The organism is Blautia marasmi, from assembly GCF_900258535.1.
In the GTDB taxonomy this organism is placed as follows: domain Bacteria; phylum Bacillota; class Clostridia; order Lachnospirales; family Lachnospiraceae; genus Blautia; species Blautia hominis.
The window spans coordinates 2,343,500-2,362,012 of record NZ_OIWX01000001.1 but is presented as its reverse complement, the minus strand read 5'-3'; the positions used below and the strand labels follow the sequence as shown (position 1 = coordinate 2,362,012).

The 18,513-nt window shown below is 49.1% G+C and carries 16 protein-coding genes and 1 pseudogene; 5 read left to right on the top strand and 12 right to left on the bottom strand.

Annotation, left to right across the window (positions count from 1 at the left end):
• Positions 1 to 3: 3 nt before the first annotated feature.
• From C6P39_RS10200 to C6P39_RS10180, 5 genes are all read right to left on the bottom strand, one after another.
• Entirely contained in the window at positions 4 to 1,542 is a 1,539-nt protein-coding gene (locus C6P39_RS10200; protein ID WP_104803714.1) for a xylulokinase, read from the bottom strand.
• A 34-nt stretch (positions 1,543 to 1,576) separates the two neighbouring features.
• Positions 1,577 to 2,419 carry a class I fructose-bisphosphate aldolase gene (locus tag C6P39_RS10195; RefSeq protein WP_104803713.1) on the bottom strand — a complete coding sequence of 281 codons (843 nt, stop codon included), beginning with the start codon at positions 2,417 to 2,419 and terminating at the stop codon, positions 1,577 to 1,579.
• A 42-nt stretch (positions 2,420 to 2,461) separates the two neighbouring features.
• Positions 2,462 to 3,499 (bottom strand): zinc-dependent dehydrogenase, encoded by a 1,038-nt coding sequence (locus C6P39_RS10190; RefSeq protein ID WP_104803712.1) that lies wholly within the window; start codon positions 3,497 to 3,499, stop codon positions 2,462 to 2,464.
• Positions 3,500 to 3,943: 444 nt separating this feature from the next.
• The gene (locus C6P39_RS10185; protein ID WP_104803711.1) at positions 3,944 to 4,792 is read right to left on the bottom strand and encodes a MurR/RpiR family transcriptional regulator; all 849 of its coding nucleotides are present in this window, start codon (positions 4,790 to 4,792) and stop codon (positions 3,944 to 3,946) included.
• A gap of 151 nt (positions 4,793 to 4,943) precedes the next feature.
• Positions 4,944 to 7,304, bottom strand: a complete 2,361-nt coding sequence (locus C6P39_RS10180; protein WP_104803710.1) for an ATP-binding protein — start codon at positions 7,302 to 7,304, stop codon at positions 4,944 to 4,946.
• 158 nt (positions 7,305 to 7,462) lie between these two features.
• On the opposite strand from C6P39_RS10180, the gene C6P39_RS10175 reads away from it, so the two are divergent.
• Both C6P39_RS10175 and C6P39_RS10170 read left to right on the top strand, forming a co-directional pair.
• The gene (locus C6P39_RS10175; RefSeq protein WP_104803709.1) at positions 7,463 to 8,044 is read left to right on the top strand and encodes a M15 family metallopeptidase; all 582 of its coding nucleotides are present in this window, start codon (positions 7,463 to 7,465) and stop codon (positions 8,042 to 8,044) included.
• Positions 8,045 to 8,356: 312 nt separating this feature from the next.
• Positions 8,357 to 9,820: a nicotinate phosphoribosyltransferase gene (locus C6P39_RS10170; protein ID WP_104805899.1), complete on the top strand. Its 1,464-nt coding sequence runs from the start codon at positions 8,357 to 8,359 to the stop codon at positions 9,818 to 9,820.
• Positions 9,821 to 9,899: 79 nt separating this feature from the next.
• On the opposite strand, the gene spoVT is transcribed toward C6P39_RS10170, so the two are convergent.
• Positions 9,900 to 10,442, bottom strand: coding sequence for a stage V sporulation protein T (spoVT, locus tag C6P39_RS10165; protein WP_104803708.1), 543 nt, complete (start codon positions 10,440 to 10,442; stop codon positions 9,900 to 9,902).
• A gap of 18 nt (positions 10,443 to 10,460) precedes the next feature.
• Positions 10,461 to 10,673, bottom strand: a pseudogene (locus C6P39_RS28465) (DUF6783 domain-containing protein); the annotation flags it as partial.
• Here C6P39_RS28465 and C6P39_RS28460 point away from each other — a divergent pair.
• The gene (locus C6P39_RS28460) at positions 10,611 to 10,754 is read left to right on the top strand and encodes a DUF6783 domain-containing protein (protein WP_334293915.1); all 144 of its coding nucleotides are present in this window, start codon (positions 10,611 to 10,613) and stop codon (positions 10,752 to 10,754) included. The pseudogene C6P39_RS28465 and the gene C6P39_RS28460 sit on opposite strands and share 63 nt — an antisense overlap.
• On the opposite strand, the gene C6P39_RS10155 is transcribed toward C6P39_RS28460, so the two are convergent.
• From C6P39_RS10155 to C6P39_RS10140, 4 genes are all read right to left on the bottom strand, one after another.
• Positions 10,741 to 11,682 (bottom strand): DMT family transporter, encoded by a 942-nt coding sequence (locus tag C6P39_RS10155; protein ID WP_104803706.1) that lies wholly within the window; start codon positions 11,680 to 11,682, stop codon positions 10,741 to 10,743. The genes C6P39_RS28460 and C6P39_RS10155 overlap by 14 nt on opposite strands.
• A gap of 56 nt (positions 11,683 to 11,738) precedes the next feature.
• On the bottom strand, positions 11,739 to 12,635 hold the full coding sequence (locus C6P39_RS10150; protein WP_104803705.1) for an NTP transferase domain-containing protein: 897 nt from the start codon (positions 12,633 to 12,635) through the stop codon (positions 11,739 to 11,741).
• 1 nt (position 12,636) lies between these two features.
• Positions 12,637 to 14,397: a phosphotransferase gene (locus C6P39_RS10145; protein WP_104803704.1), complete on the bottom strand. Its 1,761-nt coding sequence runs from the start codon at positions 14,395 to 14,397 to the stop codon at positions 12,637 to 12,639.
• Between the two features lie 323 nt (positions 14,398 to 14,720).
• Complete coding sequence (locus C6P39_RS10140; RefSeq protein WP_104803703.1) at positions 14,721 to 15,566, bottom strand: HAD family hydrolase; 846 nt, start codon at positions 15,564 to 15,566, stop codon at positions 14,721 to 14,723.
• A 354-nt stretch (positions 15,567 to 15,920) separates the two neighbouring features.
• Here C6P39_RS10140 and C6P39_RS10135 point away from each other — a divergent pair, with 354 nt between their 5' ends.
• The gene (locus C6P39_RS10135; RefSeq protein ID WP_104803702.1) at positions 15,921 to 17,108 is read left to right on the top strand and encodes a MalY/PatB family protein; all 1,188 of its coding nucleotides are present in this window, start codon (positions 15,921 to 15,923) and stop codon (positions 17,106 to 17,108) included.
• 124 nt (positions 17,109 to 17,232) lie between these two features.
• On the opposite strand, the gene C6P39_RS10130 is transcribed toward C6P39_RS10135, so the two are convergent.
• Complete coding sequence (locus C6P39_RS10130; RefSeq protein WP_104803701.1) at positions 17,233 to 17,784, bottom strand: helix-turn-helix domain-containing protein; 552 nt, start codon at positions 17,782 to 17,784, stop codon at positions 17,233 to 17,235.
• Between the two features lie 130 nt (positions 17,785 to 17,914).
• On the opposite strand from C6P39_RS10130, the gene C6P39_RS10125 reads away from it, so the two are divergent.
• Positions 17,915 to 18,496: a LysE family transporter gene (locus C6P39_RS10125; RefSeq protein WP_104803700.1), complete on the top strand. Its 582-nt coding sequence runs from the start codon at positions 17,915 to 17,917 to the stop codon at positions 18,494 to 18,496.
• Positions 18,497 to 18,513: the final 17 nt, after the last annotated feature.

Genomic DNA, 18,513 nt, shown 5'->3' with positions numbered 1-18,513 from the left:
TTCCTAATGTAAGTTGCTCCCAATCTTATATAGTTCCTTTATTTGTGGATATAACTGTATATATACCTGATATCTCTTATTGTAAATATCATCATGTGCCCGGCTGCTTCGGATAACTTTATATACTTTTTTCTCCACCTTGTCAGCAGCTTCATAGACATCCTTGAAAATCCCGGCGCCCACCCCCGCAAGCAATGCCGCGCCGATGGGGGCCATATCGTTCATATCCAGAATCCTGATATCTTTTCCTGTAATATCCGCCTTGATCTGTGCCCAGGTCTCACTCTTGGCGCCGCCTCCGATAGACGTAAATTCCTGTATCCTCTGTCCTGTGACCCGTTCGGCGATCTCAGAGAGCTGCCTCAGTCCGTACCCACATCCCTCCATAACTGCCCGGTTCATCTCTTTCCGGGTGGTCTGCAGGGACACGCCGAAGAAAACACCTCTTGCGTAAGGGTCCCAGATAGGGCTTCTCTCGCCTAGCATATAGGGCAGAAATACAAGTCCTCCGCTTCCCGGTTCCGCCTCATCCGCCTCCTGGTTCATAAGCTGGAAGGCCGTCTTATCGGTGCCTACCGCCTTATCCACCAGATCCTGGCAGAAGTTGTCCCGGAACCACTGGTAGGATGCGCCTGTATGGGACAAGGCCCCCTGATAGATCCAGGTGCCTTCCACCACATGACACCGGTTGATAAATCCCTTGTCAAATCTAGGCTGGTCCACACATACCGTCAGAACATTGGTGGTTCCCACGGATTCACATACCTGACCGGCTTTGGTCACGCCTGCCGCTAAAGTAGCGCAGGCCGTATCCCCTCCGCCGATAATGATCGGGGTATCTCTGGGAATTCCCATATGGATCAAATCGGGATGGATCAAACCTCCCACCACATCTGTGGACGCATGGAGGGGAGGCAGCTTCTCCATGTCGATCCCGATTTTTTCGCAGAGGAATGGAGACCACCTGAAACCTCCTGTGGTTTCAAATAAATCCGTATAGGAGGCATTGGAATAATCCATGGCGAAGTTTCCGGACATCCGCTGCGCCAGCAGCGTATTCACATGGCCAAAATACTTTGTCTTTTCATAAATATCCGGAAGGTTACGCTTGATCCACAGCATAGAGGTTCCTGACATGGCGCCTGCCATAGCTGTATTGGCTGTGATCTCAAAAAGCTTTTCACGGCCCACGGCTTCCAGTATCATCTCCGCCTCCCGGGTGCTGCGCCGGTCGGAATATATAATGGGGTCTGTAAGCACTTCCCCGTTCTCACCCAGAGCCGCAAGTCCGGGACACAGGCTGGAGATACTGATTCCGGCCACCCGGGACATGTCTATATTTTTTCCTTCCTGGAGCAGCCGGATGCACTTTAGATAGGCACTCCACATATCCTCTGTGTCAATCTGTGCGTAATCCTGATTCGGCGTGATCAGCCGGTATGAACTGCTGCTCATCCCTAAGACTTTAGCCTGTTCGTCTATAACTGCCACTTTAATGCTGGTGGTTCCCACATCCACTCCCAATAAGTATCTATTTCCCATCTTATACACCCGTTTCGTATGTTATTGGTCTTACTTAGAATTCACTGTAGTTTTTGTCATTTTCAAGCTGGGCCAGAAGCTCTTTTGCCTCTTTCACGCTGTATCCTTCATGGATGATATAGCGCAGCGCGATAACAAGGGCTGTCACATCTTTGTAATCCCAGACAAATCTTCCCATTGTCACACCGCCAACACCGCAGTCCATAGCTTCTCTGGTCATCTGCAGATAGTCATCCAGTGTCTTGCAGGCATCTCCGCCCTGGATCACGATACGGAAGGTAGAAGGCACGGTTGCCACTACTTTTGCCATACTGTCCGGGTCCCCTGTATAGGTTGTCTTAATGATATCCATACCCAGCTCACATGCGCTTCTCACACAGTACGCAATGTTTTCCCAGGCAGTTCTGTCTTCCGGCTTCACGCTCTCTCCTTTTGGATATACATGTCCGATCAGTGGCATTCCCTTTCTCATACATTCCTCGGAAACTCTGCCGATGGCCTCAAACTGCTCACCCTGGAAATCTCCCAGTGTCATGCATCCCATGGATACCGCGTCAGCTCCCATGCGGATCGCTTCGTCCACAGTACCGAAGATGGTGTCTTTGGTGGGCGCTACGGGAGAATAGTTGGATATCTTCATGAGCATTGCCACTTCCCCTGCGTGGTTCCACATACAGTGCTCCGCAATGCCCTTTGTGAGAGTCATGGCATCCGGTCTTCCCAGAATTATTTTATCAATGGTATCCTGCACATGATGCAGACCTGTCAGAGGTGCGATCCCTCTTGATGTGGCATGGTCCACTGTAATTGCCATCATTTTATTGCTTTTGGGGTTTACCAGTCTGCTCATTCTTACTTCTTTTCCTAACATTGCCATAATAATTAATCTCCTTTTCTTCTATATATAATTGTTATTGGTTTACGGTTCAATCATAACTTTCAGGCCTTGTCCGCTTCTGCACATTTCATAAGCCTGCTGAAACTCATCAATTTTATATGTATGTGTTGCGATCTTATCCAGATTGATCTTTTGTGTCATGACCATGTCTGCTGCTTCCAGATAATCGGCACGCTTGTATGCGGTGCTTCCGTTGACGGTAATTTCGTTATAGTGGATGGTATTCACCTCTATGGTGCATTCCCCTGTTCCGGCAAATCCGGCAAAGAGGTTTACGGTACCGCCTTTTTTACAAAGCTTCAAAGTGGAGTTCACCAGCGCCGGAACACCGATCGCCATAATGATCACATCTGCTCCCATACCGCCTGTAGCCTCGCTGATAATCTGTTCCAGGTTCTCTTTGGTCGGGTCCACCACTCTGTCTGCCCCCAGTTCAAGTGCAACCTGGCGTCTCATCTCATTGGGTTCGCTGACGATCACCTGTTTGGCGCCTGCGATCCTGGAAAGCTGCATGTGCATCAGTCCGATCGGTCCGGCACCTACGATCAATACGGTGTCATTAAATCCGGTACCGGCATTTTTCAGTCCCCGGATACAGCAGGCCAGAGGTTCTATCAAGGCTCCTGCCGTGAAAGATACATGTTCCGGAAGCTTGATGACATTGCCGCTTTTAATAGCGATCTCCGGGATCAGTACATATTCCTCAAATCCCCCGTCAAACTCGTATCCCACCGCCTTGCGGTTCATGCAGGCATTCTCTCTTCCTGCCAGGCAGGCCGGACAGGAACCGCAGGGGATTACATTGGCAATGGACACCTTGTCCCCTATCTGAAATCCGGATACCTTCTTTCCCATCTCACAGATGACGCCGCACATCTCATGGCCGATGACTGAGGGATATCGGACACCCTTTGTCTTGGTCCCTGCAAGGATCCGCATGTCCGTTCCGCAGATCGCTGCTTTTTTCATCTCCAGAAGTATGTCGTTATCCCCGATCTGAGGTTTCGGCAGATCTGTCGGTGCAAAATCATTTGGCCCGTTTAAAACAACTGCTCTCATACTATCTCACTCCTTTTTTTATCTTGATGCCATCATAGCATATTTAAAAATTATTTTCAATAGTATTTTTATTTTTTGTAAATTATTTTCAATTTTGGACCGCATTTTTGTCTATATCGCTGTATTTTCATGTTTTTTCACCATTATGAGAGCGTTTTGAAAAATATTTTTCAGAAAATCATTTTTTCATTTTTCATTTATGACTTGTTTTTCTGTAATTTTTTTTCACAATTAAAAAAAAGAAAAGGCCCGGTAAACCGGACCTTTTCATCTGGGCAGGCCTGCTCTTAAAGCACCTGTTTTACAATTTATTGTAACTGTTCAGTACCCTCACAGTTACAGGCAAAAAGTCCATGCAGGATTGCCTTTGGCGATGGGATTTTTGCTTGGCCGTGGAACACTTTCTTACGGTCAGCGCAGTGAATGCGCAGACCTACTGGATAGTTACAATTTATTTTCTGAAGTAGCCTTTCTGGTCTTCTGGATCGCCATGTAAGAATTCTCATAATCCTCAAACGCCACGATCGCCACCAGCGTATCGATCATGGCAAGCTGTGCGATCCGCGTGCTTACCGATTCCGACTGGAATATGGTCTCCTCCGCTGAAGAATACAGGATCGTATCAGCAATCTTGGAAAGCGGTGTCTTCCCCTGGCTCACCAAAGCCACGGTATCGGCTCCGTTTTCCCTGGCATTCCGCAGACAATTTATGACATTGCAGTTACTTCCGGAATGGGAAATGCCGAAGGCAAGCTCCCCCTCCTCCATCAGTGACGAAACCATGAGCTGCATATCCACATCATCATAGACAAACGCCCGGATACCTATTTTCATAAATTTATGCTGGGCATCCTTTCCCACCAAAAGGCTGCCGCCGCTGCCAAAAAAGATCAGACGTTTAGCGCTGCGTATCCGGTCTGCCACCTTTATGAGGGAAGGCAGATCTATTCCGGCCAACGTCCTGTTCAAAACATTTACTTCTGAGGCAAAGATCTTCCTGCAGATGGTTTCCGGGTCATCCCCCTGCTCCAGGCTTGGGTTAAAATGTTTATCCCTGGGCAGCACGTCCCTGGCTGCATTGACCTTAAAATCCTGGTAGCCCTTGTAGCCCACACTCTTGCAGAATCTCACCACAGACGCATCACTTACCCCGGCCTCCTCTGCCAGCTCCGTAATATTACAGTTCAGCACTTCCTCATAATGTTCCAGTATGTAAGCTGCCAGTTTCGCTTCCGTGTTGGTAAGCAAGTGCATTCTCCCTAAAATTTTCTCCTTGCAGCTTCCTCCTACCACAGCTCATTCTCCTCTTTTATCTGCTATTTTCTTTTTTACAAAAAAATCATATCATATTTGAAAAAAAATTTCAACCCAGATTTGATCTTTTTGCCTGCACTCTTTATGGATCTGCTGCAGACAAGGAGACATTTCCACTGCGTCCGGCTGTTCAGTTTGGGATGCACTCCAGGATAGTATGGATGATCTTCTGCATATCAATGGGCTTTGCAATATGGGCATTCATACCGGACTCCAGGGACTGCTTTACATCCTCCGAAAATGCATTGGCTGTCATGGCAATGATGGGAATACTGTCCGTATCCGGTCTTCCCAGGGCACGGATGCGCCTTGCCGCCTCACATCCATCCATAACCGGCATACGGATATCCATAAGCACCGTGTCATACCGGTCCGGGTTATTTTGCACCATATCCACAGCCTCCCTGCCGTTTACTGCAAGCTCCACCACGGCCCCGGCCATTTCCAGCAGTTCCCGGGCAACCTCCTGGTTCAGCGCATTGTCCTCCGCCAGCAGGATCCGGATGCCCGCCAAGGGTCTGCCATCCGGCAGGTTTGCTGCCGGCGGCTCCGACTCCCGGTTTTCGGAGATCTCCCCCCTGCTCTCCAGTTTCAGATACAGGGTTACCGTAAAACGCGTTCCCTCCCCCGGTGTGCTGTGCACCTGCACATCCCCCTGCATCATACTCACAAGGCCCTTCACAATGGACATGCCCAGGCCTGTTCCCTGGATATTCTTCACACGCTCATCATCTGCACGCTCAAAGGGATCATAGACATGTTCCAGGAATCCCTCATCCATTCCAATTCCGTTGTCCTCCACAATAAGCTCAAATCTGCCGTAACCGGCTATATCCGATGCCCTCTCTTTTGCCGCAATACGGATGCATCCCCCGTCCGGAGTATACTTCACCGCATTTGTGATCAGGTTCAGTAGGATCTGCCGGATGCGTCCTGTGTCCCCCTGGACGTCCCTGTGGATGATCTGGTCTGTACATATGGTAAGTCTGTGGCCCTTTTCCTCTATCTCGTGCCCGATTATGGTACCGATACTCTGTATCAGTTCCTGCAGGTGAAAGGACTCTTTTGCCAGGCTTATCTTACCGCTCTCAATCCTGCTCATATCCAGCACTTCATTGAGAAGCTCCAGCAGATGTTCACTGGAAATGCTGATCTTGTGCAGACAGTCCTGTATTTTCCCGGTATCTCCCGCGTTGGCCTGCGCTATGGCAGTCATCCCCACAATGGCATTCATAGGTGTGCGGATGTCGTGGGACATCCTGGCAAGAAAGTTAGTTTTCGCTTCATTGGCGGTTCTGGCAGACTCGTAAGCCGCAAGAAGGGCCTGGCGATTCTTCTCATCCTCCGCCCGCTTCACATCCACATTCCGCATGAGGAGAAGGAAGCCTCCCCCGGTATCCTGTTCTATGAGAGCTGAGTAATAGGTGTAATAATGGAGCTTTTTCTTTTTATCCCACATGCGCAGTTCACCTTCCAGGCATCCCGTATCCCGGTAGCTCTCCTCACGGTAAATATTCTGCAGGGCTTCCCTGTCCTCCTCATAGATACATTCATGAAGCCTTTTTATATATCCGGCAAAGCTGCCGTTTTTCCTGATGCCCAGGTTTTCCTCCGCACAGTGCACACAGTGATACTCTGTCTTTTCCACGTCCACGCTGACAGCCAGGGTATACATTCTGGAAACAGCGGCCTGGGCGATCATCTGGTTGTAATGCTCCTCCATCTCCGCATTCTGGTCATCAAAAGCCATTATGATGATAGGGCTTTCCCCGCCGGACACGGAAAAAGGAAGGAGAAGGATCTGTCTCCAGTCACCTGCCGCCACACGGTAGATGTACTCCACCCGGCTGCTCTCACCGGCCAGCCGCTCCAGCAGTCTGTTTCCCGATGCCAGCTCCAGAAAATACTTTCTGTACTCCGGCAGCACACTCCCGGAGGCATACAGGCACAAAAACTCCTGAAGACTGGAACACTCCTTCACATAACCGCCGATCTCCCGGTAGTCTTTGATGGTTTTGATCTCCTCAGTCTCCATATTGCACAGATAAATCCCTTTATACCGTTCACTCAAGGCTCTGATGACCGCATCGGACTCCTGCTCTGCCCTTATGGTATCCGTAATGTTCTGATGGTACCCCCGCAGCCGGATCCCTTCTTTATAACTGTCATCCTGCACACCGCCGCAGCGGACATATATCCTGCCCCACTTTGGATGTCTCCACGGATACTGCACCTCGGCACGCTTGTGGCTCCTCATCTGCTCCACCACTTCCTCCACCTGCGGGTAATACTCCGGTACGATCCGGTCATACCAGGCCCTGTAACAGACCTCAGGTTCCGGCTCCTTCTCCAGACCAAGCAAACCAAGCATGGCTTTGTCCGCGTACATCCTGGGTTCCTTCCCCTCTTCAAGCTCTATGATCCACAGCCCTGTCTGCGCCTGCTGAAGGACTTCCTGTATCATTGTTATATCCCCGAACTGTTCAAGCATACTTGTCTCCTTCTCTCTCAATACCGCCCATTTATTCCCCTGATATATGGGTACAGTATACTACAAAATATTTCCTATTACTATCCCGGAACTGTGTTTTTTTGCCCTCTTTCTGCATAGAATATTGGTTGAATACCAATAATAAGGCAGGTCAATCCATGTCGAAATTTTCCATACTGGTCAACCGGGAGCATCTCCTGCCGGAAACCTACATCCCCAGCCGTCTGACGGAGCCATCCATACCGTTTTCTGCGCCTCCGGGTGACAAAAAGCGGCTTCTGGTCAAAGACGCGGCCACAGCCGCGGAGGAACTGTTTTCGCGGGCCGGGAAGGAAGGCATCCGCCTGTGCGGCGTCTCAGGCTACCGCCCCTATAGCCGCCAGCAAGAGCTGTACCGGGCTGCGCTTGAAAAAAGAGAGAAACTGCTTAGGAAAACCGGGGAAGCACCCATGATCGCCGTGGCTCCTCCGGGAAGCAGCGAACACCAGACCGGTCTGGCCCTGGATGTATCCTGCCCCTCTGAAAACTATGGCCTGGAGGAAACCTTTGCCCTGACACCGGAGGGAAAATGGCTCAGTGCCTATGCCTCCCTCTATGGCTTCATCCTCCGCTACCCCAAGGGCAAGGAAACCCTCACCGGATTTCCCTATGAGCCCTGGCACATCCGCTATGTGGGGGAACCGCTGGCCCTCTATCTGTCTCTCACCGGATTAACGCTGGAAGAATACCACTTGTTATAAATATACGAAACTACACGTTACTGTACACAGGCCACTTTACCGGGAGGCGTTTTCATGCCGGAAGCATGAAAATCACGAGGCAGCCAGCGCGATATGGTGCAGAATGCTCCATATCTGTGCATCGCGAAGCGTGTTACTGGACACGGAGTGTACAGTAACAAATACACGAAAGGATCCAGCAAAATGCCGGTGTATCCTTGCATTTTGCACAAAAAGTGCTATAATATCACCAAGGCTGACGCAGTCCCGGAGAACAGACCGCTTTTTAAGGGAAAGCAGACAGATAAAGCTATTGCAAAGGAGCACTATAGTATGAGAGCTTTGAATTTAACATTACTGACCGATTTATATGAGCTGACCATGATGCAGGGTTATTTTAAGAACCCTACTGACCAGGTAGTCGTTTTCGATGCCTTTTACCGAAAAAATCCGTGTGACGGAGGATACGCCATTGCTGCCGGACTTGAACAGATCATTGAATATATCCGTGACCTCCACTTTTCCCCGGATGACATTGACTATCTCAGATCCCTGAAGATCTTCGACACGGATTTTCTGGAATACCTGCGGGGCTTCCATTTTACAGGTGATATCTACGCCATCCCGGAGGGCACTGTTATCTTCCCAAGGGAACCCCTAGTGAAGGTCATCGCCCCTGTCATGGAGGCCCAGCTTATTGAGACAGCGCTTCTGAACATCCTGAACCATCAGAGCCTGATCGCCACAAAAGCCTCCAGGGTGGTATACGCTGCCAAGGGAGACGGCATCATGGAATTCGGCCTGCGGCGGGCCCAAGGCCCGGATGCCGGCATATACGGCGCCAGAGCAGCCATGATCGGCGGCTGTATCGGCACCTCCAATGTGCTGACAGGCCAGATGTTCAACGTGCCGGTAAAGGGTACCCATGCCCACAGCTGGATCATGAGCTTCCCTGATGAGTACACGGCATTCAAGGCGTACGCCAGACAGTACCCGGATGCCTGTATCCTTCTGGTGGATACTTATGATGTGCTGGATTCCGGTGTTCCCAACGCCATCCGCGTTTTCAGGGAAATGCAGGAGGAGGGCATTACGCTGAAGGGATACGGTATCCGCATTGACAGCGGTGACCTGGCTTACCTCTCCAAACAGGCCTACAAGATGCTGGCAGAGGCAGGATTTGGAGATGCCATCATCTCCGCATCCAGTGACCTGGACGAGTACCTGATCGACAGCCTGAAGGCCCAGGGCGCCAAGATCAATTCCTGGGGCGTGGGCACCAACCTAATCACCTCCAACGGTCATCCGGCTTTCGGGGGCGTATACAAGCTGGCAGCCATCAAGGAGAAGGATGACGAGGATTTTGCTCCTAAGATCAAACTCTCTGAAAACGTGGAAAAGGTAACAAACCCCGGAAACAAAACCGTCTACAGGATATATGACAAGGCCACGGGCAAGATCCGCGCCGATCTGATCTGTCTGGCTGAGGAGACTTTTGACACGGAAAAGGATATGATCATCTTTGACCCAATGGCCACCTGGAAGAAGACCAAGATCAGCGGCGGCACCTATACACTGCGTGAGCTTCTGGTGCCTGTCTTCCTGAAGGGCGAATGTGTCTACACTTCCCCGTCCGTAATGGAAATACGGGATATCTGCGCCAAAGAAAAGAAGACCCTCTGGAGTGAGACCATGCGTCTCGTAAATCCCCAGGAGGTCTACGTGGATCTATCCGACAAGCTGTACGCCATCAAATCCAGGCTCCTGGAGGAAATGGGCGAAGCTGCCATCGAATAAGATCCGTACATGAAAAATGCACCTGTCCCCAAACCTCACTTTCAGGTTTTGGGCAGGTGCATTATGTTTCCCTTGAACTCTACTGCTCCATCTGGCGTCCCAGAAATCCGGCAGCCGCCTGGGCAAGCTTAAGTTCTGTCTCCGTGAATGCCTTCTGACCTTCTCTTCCAAGCAGAATGACAATACCGATACTGTCACCGGCGCATGTGATGGTGCAGTACGCCTGTGAGCTGTATTCAGACCTGTCATCCTCCACTACTTTCAGAAAACCTTTCTCCGTAATAACCTCATTGCCTCTGTCGGCGATCACGTCCTCCAGTTCAGAGTGGATCCTTTTTCCCATATATTCTTTGGAACCGCTTCCGGAAGCGGCGATCACCTGGTCGTGGTCACAGATACATACCATACACCCTGCTACCTGAGCCAGGCTCTCCGCATACTCTTTGGCAAAATTCCCAAGCTCTCCGATGGGCGAATATTTTTTCAGGATAATCTCTCCCTCCCGGTCCGTAAAGATCTCCAGCGGGTCGCTCTCTCTGATACGCAGTGTCCGTCTGATCTCCTTCGGAATTACCACACGCCCCAAATCGTCGATTCTCCTGACTATACCTGTAGCTTTCATAAAAAAATTTCCTCCATTTTACATTATGACATTTATCTTCTTTAACTTCACCTTCGCCTGAAGCGAATGGTAACTTTGGCAGTTAAATGTAGTATTTGTAAAATAGAGGAAACTATACATTTTCTTGTTATTTAAACTAGAGTGTGTCTGAAAATTGCTTTCGGCAAGCTGTGCGTCACACTTTGTGGGAGATTTGATCCCGATGAGGGAGGCGTAGCGGGCTACGTTGACCGAATTGGGGGCAAATATACCGCAAAGTGGGGCGTGCAGATTGTCGGAATGAATTTTCAGACACACTCTAAGCTGTTTTAGGTTTCATCCCGAAAATTTCCTTCAGGTCCGCTGCTGCGGTCAATGAACCAAGCAGGATGACGATTCCGCAGATGACACTTTTTACGTCAGGCATCTGTCCCAGGAACACAAGGGCCAGCACAATGGACCATGCGGAATATGTAATATCAAGAGCCATGCCTTTTGCCGCTCCCATTGTATTGATGGCTTTATAGTAGCACAGGTAAGACGCTGTGCCGAAGAAGGCGGACGCCAGGATAATGGCTGTGGTCTTGGAAAATGCAATATCCGCGGTAAATCCCCAGCCTTTTATCACTGTGAGGATCACAACGCCATAGAAGATTGCGCTGGTCATCTGCCGGATCATAAGGGCATGTTCATTATTTACATTGGGGTCCTTCATGCCATAGGCACAGATCACCACCTCGACAGCCCAGCCCACCACGCAGAGGAGCGCACACGCAAATCCTAGTCCGAAATTGCTGATCTGGCTTCCTCCAGGTGTATATCCCAGTGCCACCATACCGCCGATGCTCACAATAAATCCCATGATCTGAATGGGTTTCATCCTCTCCTTCAGAAAGATGTAGGACAACACGGCTCCCAGAGCCGGAAACATGGCGGAGATCATTGCCGTGTAGGTTGCGCCCAGATATTTAATGGCAAACACATATCCGGTCATACCGATAGGGCCGCCAAACAGTGCCCCCAGGATGATGAACTTACCGCTCCTGGTCTTCAGCGCCCGGATCACTTGTTTCATCTGCTTTCTGATCCCCATATAGAAAAGCATCCACACTGCAGAACAGAAATCATGCAGAAAAGTGCTCACAAAGGGGGCCAGAAAAACAGCCTGCTCTGTACTTACAAACGGTGTCATTGCAAGGGCGATCCCTAAAATAATCGTATCTGCCGCCCAGAAGATACCTGCTGCCAAACCTGTGATCATATTATACTCTCCTTTTTCTCAAACCATCCGTCAGACCAAGTTTCCCTTCAGCCGCCTTAAGACCGGCAGCTTCCCTGCATGGCATATCTGACGATACTTCCCGTTGCATAGTCATACTGGTAGGCACCGCCCGGAGCCAGAAACTGTATGCCTGATACAGAACCGTCCGCATTCTTTGCCGGATTGATACTGTAAATGTCACCTTCCCTGCATCCCAGGGTTTCCGATATGTATTCCATGATGCGGGAACCGGAATGCTCTTTGTATGTCCCGTCGAATTCCCTCAGCTCCTCCAGGGAATCGAATTCATAGATGACACTGTCATCGTATTTTCTGAGTTTAAGGGGAAGGCTGTCTATGTTTTCCAGATAAATATTTTCCCACATCTTGTCAGCCGTCTGGGGCTTTCCATAGGCTTCCTCCAGAATGTCCAGGAATGTTCGGCTGAATTCCTCTGACCAAAAGACCGGTCCGTTCATATACCAGGCATCCCTGCCCCCTATTTTCACGGAGGTGATGATACCGTCCCCGTCCGTCTCCATACACCACTCATCCGTCTCCCCGACTGCGTACAGGGCGGAGTAGTAGCTCTGCTCCACATTTTTTTCAAAAGGATTTATATTAAAATAATTATCTCCGCAGCATATATAGGTGTTTTTCAGATATTCCCTGACTGCGTAGATGGAGCTGTGGTTATTTTTTTCCTGGTACTCCCGGTTGTGGACCAGAATAACGCCCAGCTTTTCCTTCAGGTACTCAAACATTTCCGCTTTATAGCCTGTGACTACAATGACCTGGTCAATGCCTGCCTCACGAAGCTGGCGGATCTGGCGCTCAATAAGTACCTCACCTCTGACAGGTATCAAGGCCTTGGGCATCTCATATGAAATAGGTGCGAATCTGCTGGACAGGCCGGCTGCCAGAATGACTGCATTTTCTGCCTGATAAGACATATCACTGTTCTCCTTCCAATCCCTGTTTTACATACCTGTAGTATTCCTTGGCGTATCCGTACTGCCTCAGAGAGTATTCCCCGAATTCCACGCCCTCATGCCTTTTGAACTCACACCAGTTGCTCCACAGGAAACCGCAGACTGCAATGTATGCATATATTTTAAGCCTTACCTCCCCGGTGCACCCTTCCGTATAGTAGGCGTCTATCAGCTCGTCCACCTTATCCTTCTCGTACATGGCATATATGGCGAACATGGCAATATCCACATCCTCATCCTGCATACCCGCATACTCCCAGTCTATCAGAGAGATCTTCTCGTCCTCACCTTCTCCCTGGATCAGGAAGTTGTCCTGCACGGAGTCAATGTGACACAGGATCCAGTTTTTCGGCTGGCTGTCTATAAATTTCTTTAACTCATATACTTTTTCTTTTGTCGCTGCATAGTCACGGTAGCAGGAAGGTTCCCCCTTCCACAGGCTCTCATAAAATTCAATCCTCTCAAAAATGTCAAAGGTATGCTCTGCTTTCAGGCCGCTTCCGTGAAATTTCCTCAGGACCTTCATACATTTTTTCACGTCCTCAGGATCTTCCGAGTCACAGCATCTTGCCCCTTCCAGGTACTCCGTCAGTTTACATCCGCTGTCCGGATCAAAATACCGTATGGTGTCGCTCAGTTTCAGATCCTTGATGACCTGATACACCTCATATTCCTGCCTGCGGTTGATGAGCTGCTCTGTGCCCTCCCCCGGAATCCTCATAATGTAGCGCCTGTCCCGGCAGGCAAACTGGAAGGAACGGTTTGTCATCCCTTTTTTCAGCACCTCGATCTGTACAATATCATTCAGTTCACAGTGCAGTGCCCCTGCTATCTCCAGCAGGATTTGGGAGTTTAGCTGCTTTGACTTCTCGTCCAGTTCCCTGAGCTGTTCGTATGTATTGATCTCGTACACTTCCCTGGCGGGAACCACTCTGGCCGGCACTGCCATCTTCTCCTTCTCCATGAGCGCATCTTCCCAGAACGCGTTGCTTGAAGACCTTTTCCCGGACAGTTCCCGGATCCTGTTTCTGAGCTTCTCCGCATCCTGCTCCAGAATATAGGCAATGCCTATCATGCCGTTTCCGCTTTTTTCCGCATCCACAGCAACCAGCTCCAGCTTACGGTTCACACGCACATCACTCTCATCATCCACCATATCCGTAACCATATACCAGGAATACAGCTCTCTTTCGGAGAAGGGATTAAAACCGCACCACACATCGCAGGGGATGATATAGGTATTGGAGATTTTATCAACTGCCAGCTTGAGGGAATGCAGATTATTTTTCTCCCCATACTCACGGTTGACGATCAGATTCACACCGTACTGGTCAATGAGATATTCGTACTGCTCTTTCATAAATCCCACAACCACATCAATCCGGTGTATACCTGCCTCATGAAGCTGCTTTATCAGGCGCTCCAGCAGAGGCTCATGGTTGACTTCTATAAGACCCTTGGGGATCTCACGGTTGATGGGGACCATGCGCAGACCGTATCCGGCAGCCAGAATGATGGCATTCTTTGGTTTCTTCTCCGCGATTTCCTTTACTGCTTTGTCTGTGAGTGTGTATTCTTTATCTAAATACCCTTCCCGTACCAGTGCTGCTAAGGACTGATTCACTTTTCCCAGCGAATAACCTGTGCCCTCTGACAGAATCCTCTGATTACGGTAACCCTTATCTATAATAGCGTTCATAATATCATATTCTTGTATATTCATGTAATTTCATTTTCTCCTTTTCATGAACATTGTGCTATTATAATACCGCTCCACTGTATACTTGTCAAGATTTTTTTGCTTTTAGGGACCACCCAGGTCATTTTTTCATTTTTTGTGCAACTAAAAAGTCCCGTCAGACCAGATCTATCTGACAGGAACTTTTCTCTTTTTCTNATTATAATACCGCTCCACTGTATACTTGTCAAGATTTTTTTGCTTTTAGGGACCACCCAGGTCATTTTTTCATTTTTTGTGCAACTAAAAAGTCCCGTCAGACCAGATCTATCTGACAGGAACTTTTTTCTTTTTCTTTATAGAAAATGCTATATATCCAGATTGGCGTAGAACTCTTTTACCTTTGCCTCCTGATACGTTCCGGCAAATGTGCCCTCCAGGAAATGCTTTAAGCCTTCCTCTGAAAATTCCTCCCAGGATTCTGTCTCCTGATAGGCCAGAACAGGATAGAACAGTGCACCGGCACTTTCGGCTGCCATCTTATCCGCAGGTGCGTCCCCGATCATCAGCACATGGTCCTTTTCATACCCCCGTTCTGACAGAGACTGCAGACATGCTTCCTTGGTACCGGACTCCTGGGACAGAAGCAGGTCCGCATATTCCATAAGACCGCTGTCCTCCCACTCTTTGCGTATTTCCTTGCCGTTGGATGCTGTGACGATGACCACATCCGCCTTATCCCGCATAAGCTTGAGGGCTTCCTCCACCCCGTCAAATGGTGACTTTCTGCTGTTGGAGATCATGACAATAGAGTCATTGACCAGTCTTGACCACTCCAGTGCTTTTTTCATACAGATACAGCCGGTTCTCTCATAGGCCTCCCTGAGACTCTCATCTGATAATTCATCTGTGGTCTGCACCCAGTAAACCAGCTCATCCATACCGTCCACTCTGGCATAATTTTCGTTGATCTCTACCAGGATCTTTGCCAGCCCCTTAAAGCGGTTGATGCCCCGGCTTCTGCTCAGCAGGTTGATCTTTCTCCAAAGCCGCACAATATCATCCCGGTATTCCCCCAAATCCCACTCATGTACCAGACACGGCGCAAAACAGCGCATATGTTTTACATCCATGGTATCCATGGCACAGCCGTCAGAATCAATACATATTAAAAAATCCTTTGACTTTTCAAAATCTTTTGCTACATCTTTCATTCTCCTGCCCTCCGTTTTACAATAAATGATCCTATCCTATTGTAACTGTTCGTTGCTGTTCACAGGCCGCGGTCCGGGCTATGCTGTACCATTACTCTGCCCCGGATCATGGTTTTTCCCGCCGCGGGTTGTTCCCTTACGTCCAGCGCAGTGAATGCGCTGACATACCGAATAGTTACATTCTATTATACTATTTCCTTATTCATGCCGCAACAAACATACTTCCGGCACTTTGCAGAAATATTTCAGTTATCTTTGTATAACTTGCAGAAAGCGTCTTTAACAGTAGGCATCTTCAGAAAAAAATGTTATACTGTTCCATGACAAACACAGTAAATGCAAAGGAGAATTTATATGGCTGAATACAATTTTGACGAATATATTGACCGCACACGGTCCAATTCCATAAAACACGCATTTAAAAAGGAATATCATGTACCTGAAGATGTAATCCCCCTGTGGGTAGCCGACATGGATTTCCGCTCCCCAAAAGAGGTATGCAGCGCGATCGCAGAGGCCGGAAAATTCGGTATATTCGGCTATGCGGGTGTACATGCGGATTACTTTCAGGCTGTCCATGATTGGATGCTGAAACGCCACGGCTGGGATGTCAGGGAGGAGTGGATGGTCCGCATTCCCGGAGTCGTCTGCGCCATTGCCACAGCCGTCCGCGCCCTGACCCAGGAGGGGGACGGTGTGATGATCATGCAGCCGGTCTACCACCCTTTCAAGAACGTTCTGACCGCCAACAACCGAAAGGTGGTAACACACTGTTTAAAGACTGAAGAAAACAAACGGTTTTACATAGATTTTCAGGAAATGGAACAGCAGATAACCGAGGAACAGGTAAAAATGCTGGTTCTGTGCACGCCCCACAATCCCGGCGGCCGTATCTGGAGCGAGGAGGAGCTGAAGAAGATCGCGGACATCTGCCTGCGCCATCATGTCTATGTGGTGGCAGATGAAATACACCATGACTTTATCCTTCCCGGCCACACCTTCACAGAGTGGGCTTCCGTGAACGAGGAGATGACCCAGTTAAGCATCATCTGTACAGCCCCCAGCAAAACCTTCAACATTGCGGGTCTCGGATTGTCCAATATCTTCATCCCCAATGAGGACATCCGCAGGGAGTTTGAGAAGGAAATCTCCCGGGCCAGCATTGAGGCCAGCAACGTAATTGCGCTGGATGCCTGCAAAGCTGCCTACACCTTCGGGGAGCAGTGGCTGGACGAGCTTCTGGAATATCTGAACGGCAATGTGGCCCTGGTACGGGAATTCCTGAAAGAAAACCTTCCCCAGGTAAAACTCATGGAGCCGGACGGCACTTATCTTATCTGGCTGGATTTCTCCGCCCTTGGCATGGACAGCGACGCTCTGGAAGAGTTCCTTGTACAGAAGGCTAAAGTGTGGATGAATAAAGGTACTGTATTCGGTGAAGGCGGAGAATGCTGCTTCCGCATGAACCTGGGCAGCCCCAGAGCCGTTATCCGGCAGGCGCTGGAACAAATAAAAAGCGCGGTGGATGCACTTTCTCTATAATATTAAAAACGTTCTCCGGCCGGATGGCCAGGGAACGTTTTTCTGTATAGCTAGTACATCGTAAAATAAGTAACTGGCTGTTATGCTGTTTAAGTATATAGTAAATAAATACCGAACTCCTGCATCAGGGGTTAAATAAGATCATATGCAGAATCGTCATTTCCTCACCTATGTTCTTGTAGGAATGAGCAGTATCCGCCTTAAACCGGATACTCTCCCCTTTTTGCACCTGAAATTTCCGGCTGTCAGCCAGGATCTCCATAGTTCCGCTGAATATTGTTATGAACTCCTCTGTGCCTTTTAAATGAGGCTCTGATTCCCAGTAACTTCCTGGGTCCAGTTCCAGATAATATGCCGCAAACCGCCTGTCCTCATCATCAGGGAAAACAGGATAGTTTCTGACCTTGCCGCCGTCCTCATACAAGGGCTGTGTATCTGACAGCTTCACAAGCTCGTACGGGCTTTTGGGACGGATGGTCAGCGCGTCAAAAGGCACCTTCATGCCATTCGATATTTTCCAGAGCGTGGAGATCGTGGGATTGCCGTCTCCCCTCTCGATCTGGGCCAGCATACTTTTGCTCACTCCGCTCAGTCTGGAAAGCTCCTCCATACTCAATTTATTCTCTTCACGAAGCCTTTTTATATTTTGGGCCACAATGATATTCATGGTATCCATAAAAGTTTCCCCTTTCGCTTGACAATATATTGCACAGTATGTATTATTATATTGTACAGAACAATATATTATACACTTTATACCACTATATTATATTCTATGAGACAAATCTTGTAAAGAGGGGGGTTCTATGTTCCATTTGTATGATTTTCTGATCTATTGTTTTATCACAGCCTATACGCCGGGTGCCAACAATCTTCTGTCCATGAGCAATGCCATACGGTATGGTTTCCGGCGCAGTATCCGGTTTAACCTAGGGATACTGGCGGGTTTCTCCATTGTTATGACTGTCTGCACCGTTTTCAGTACCGCATTGTATTCCTTTCTGCCGAAAGTAAAAATCGTTATGCAGATCCTGGGGGCGGCTTATATGCTGTACCTGGCATGGAAGGTCCGGAAAAGTTCCTCCAGGCTTGAGACAGACGCAGGGCAGGATATCAGTTTTGTCTCCGGCATGCTGCTGCAGTTTATCAATCCCAAAATATATATCTATGCCATTACCGCAATGTCCCTGTACATTCTGCCGGCCTTCCATTCCCCGGGGGCACTGGCCGGATTTACTGTTGTACTGTCCCTGCTTGGGGCTTCCGGCAGCTTTGTCTGGGCAATGTTTGGAGCTGCTTTCTGCAGATTTTTCTCCAGGCATTCCCGGGCTGTCAATACGGTTATGGCACTTCTCCTTGTGTACTGCGCAGTCTCTCTGTTTTTCTGAAAATCTGAAACGGGCGG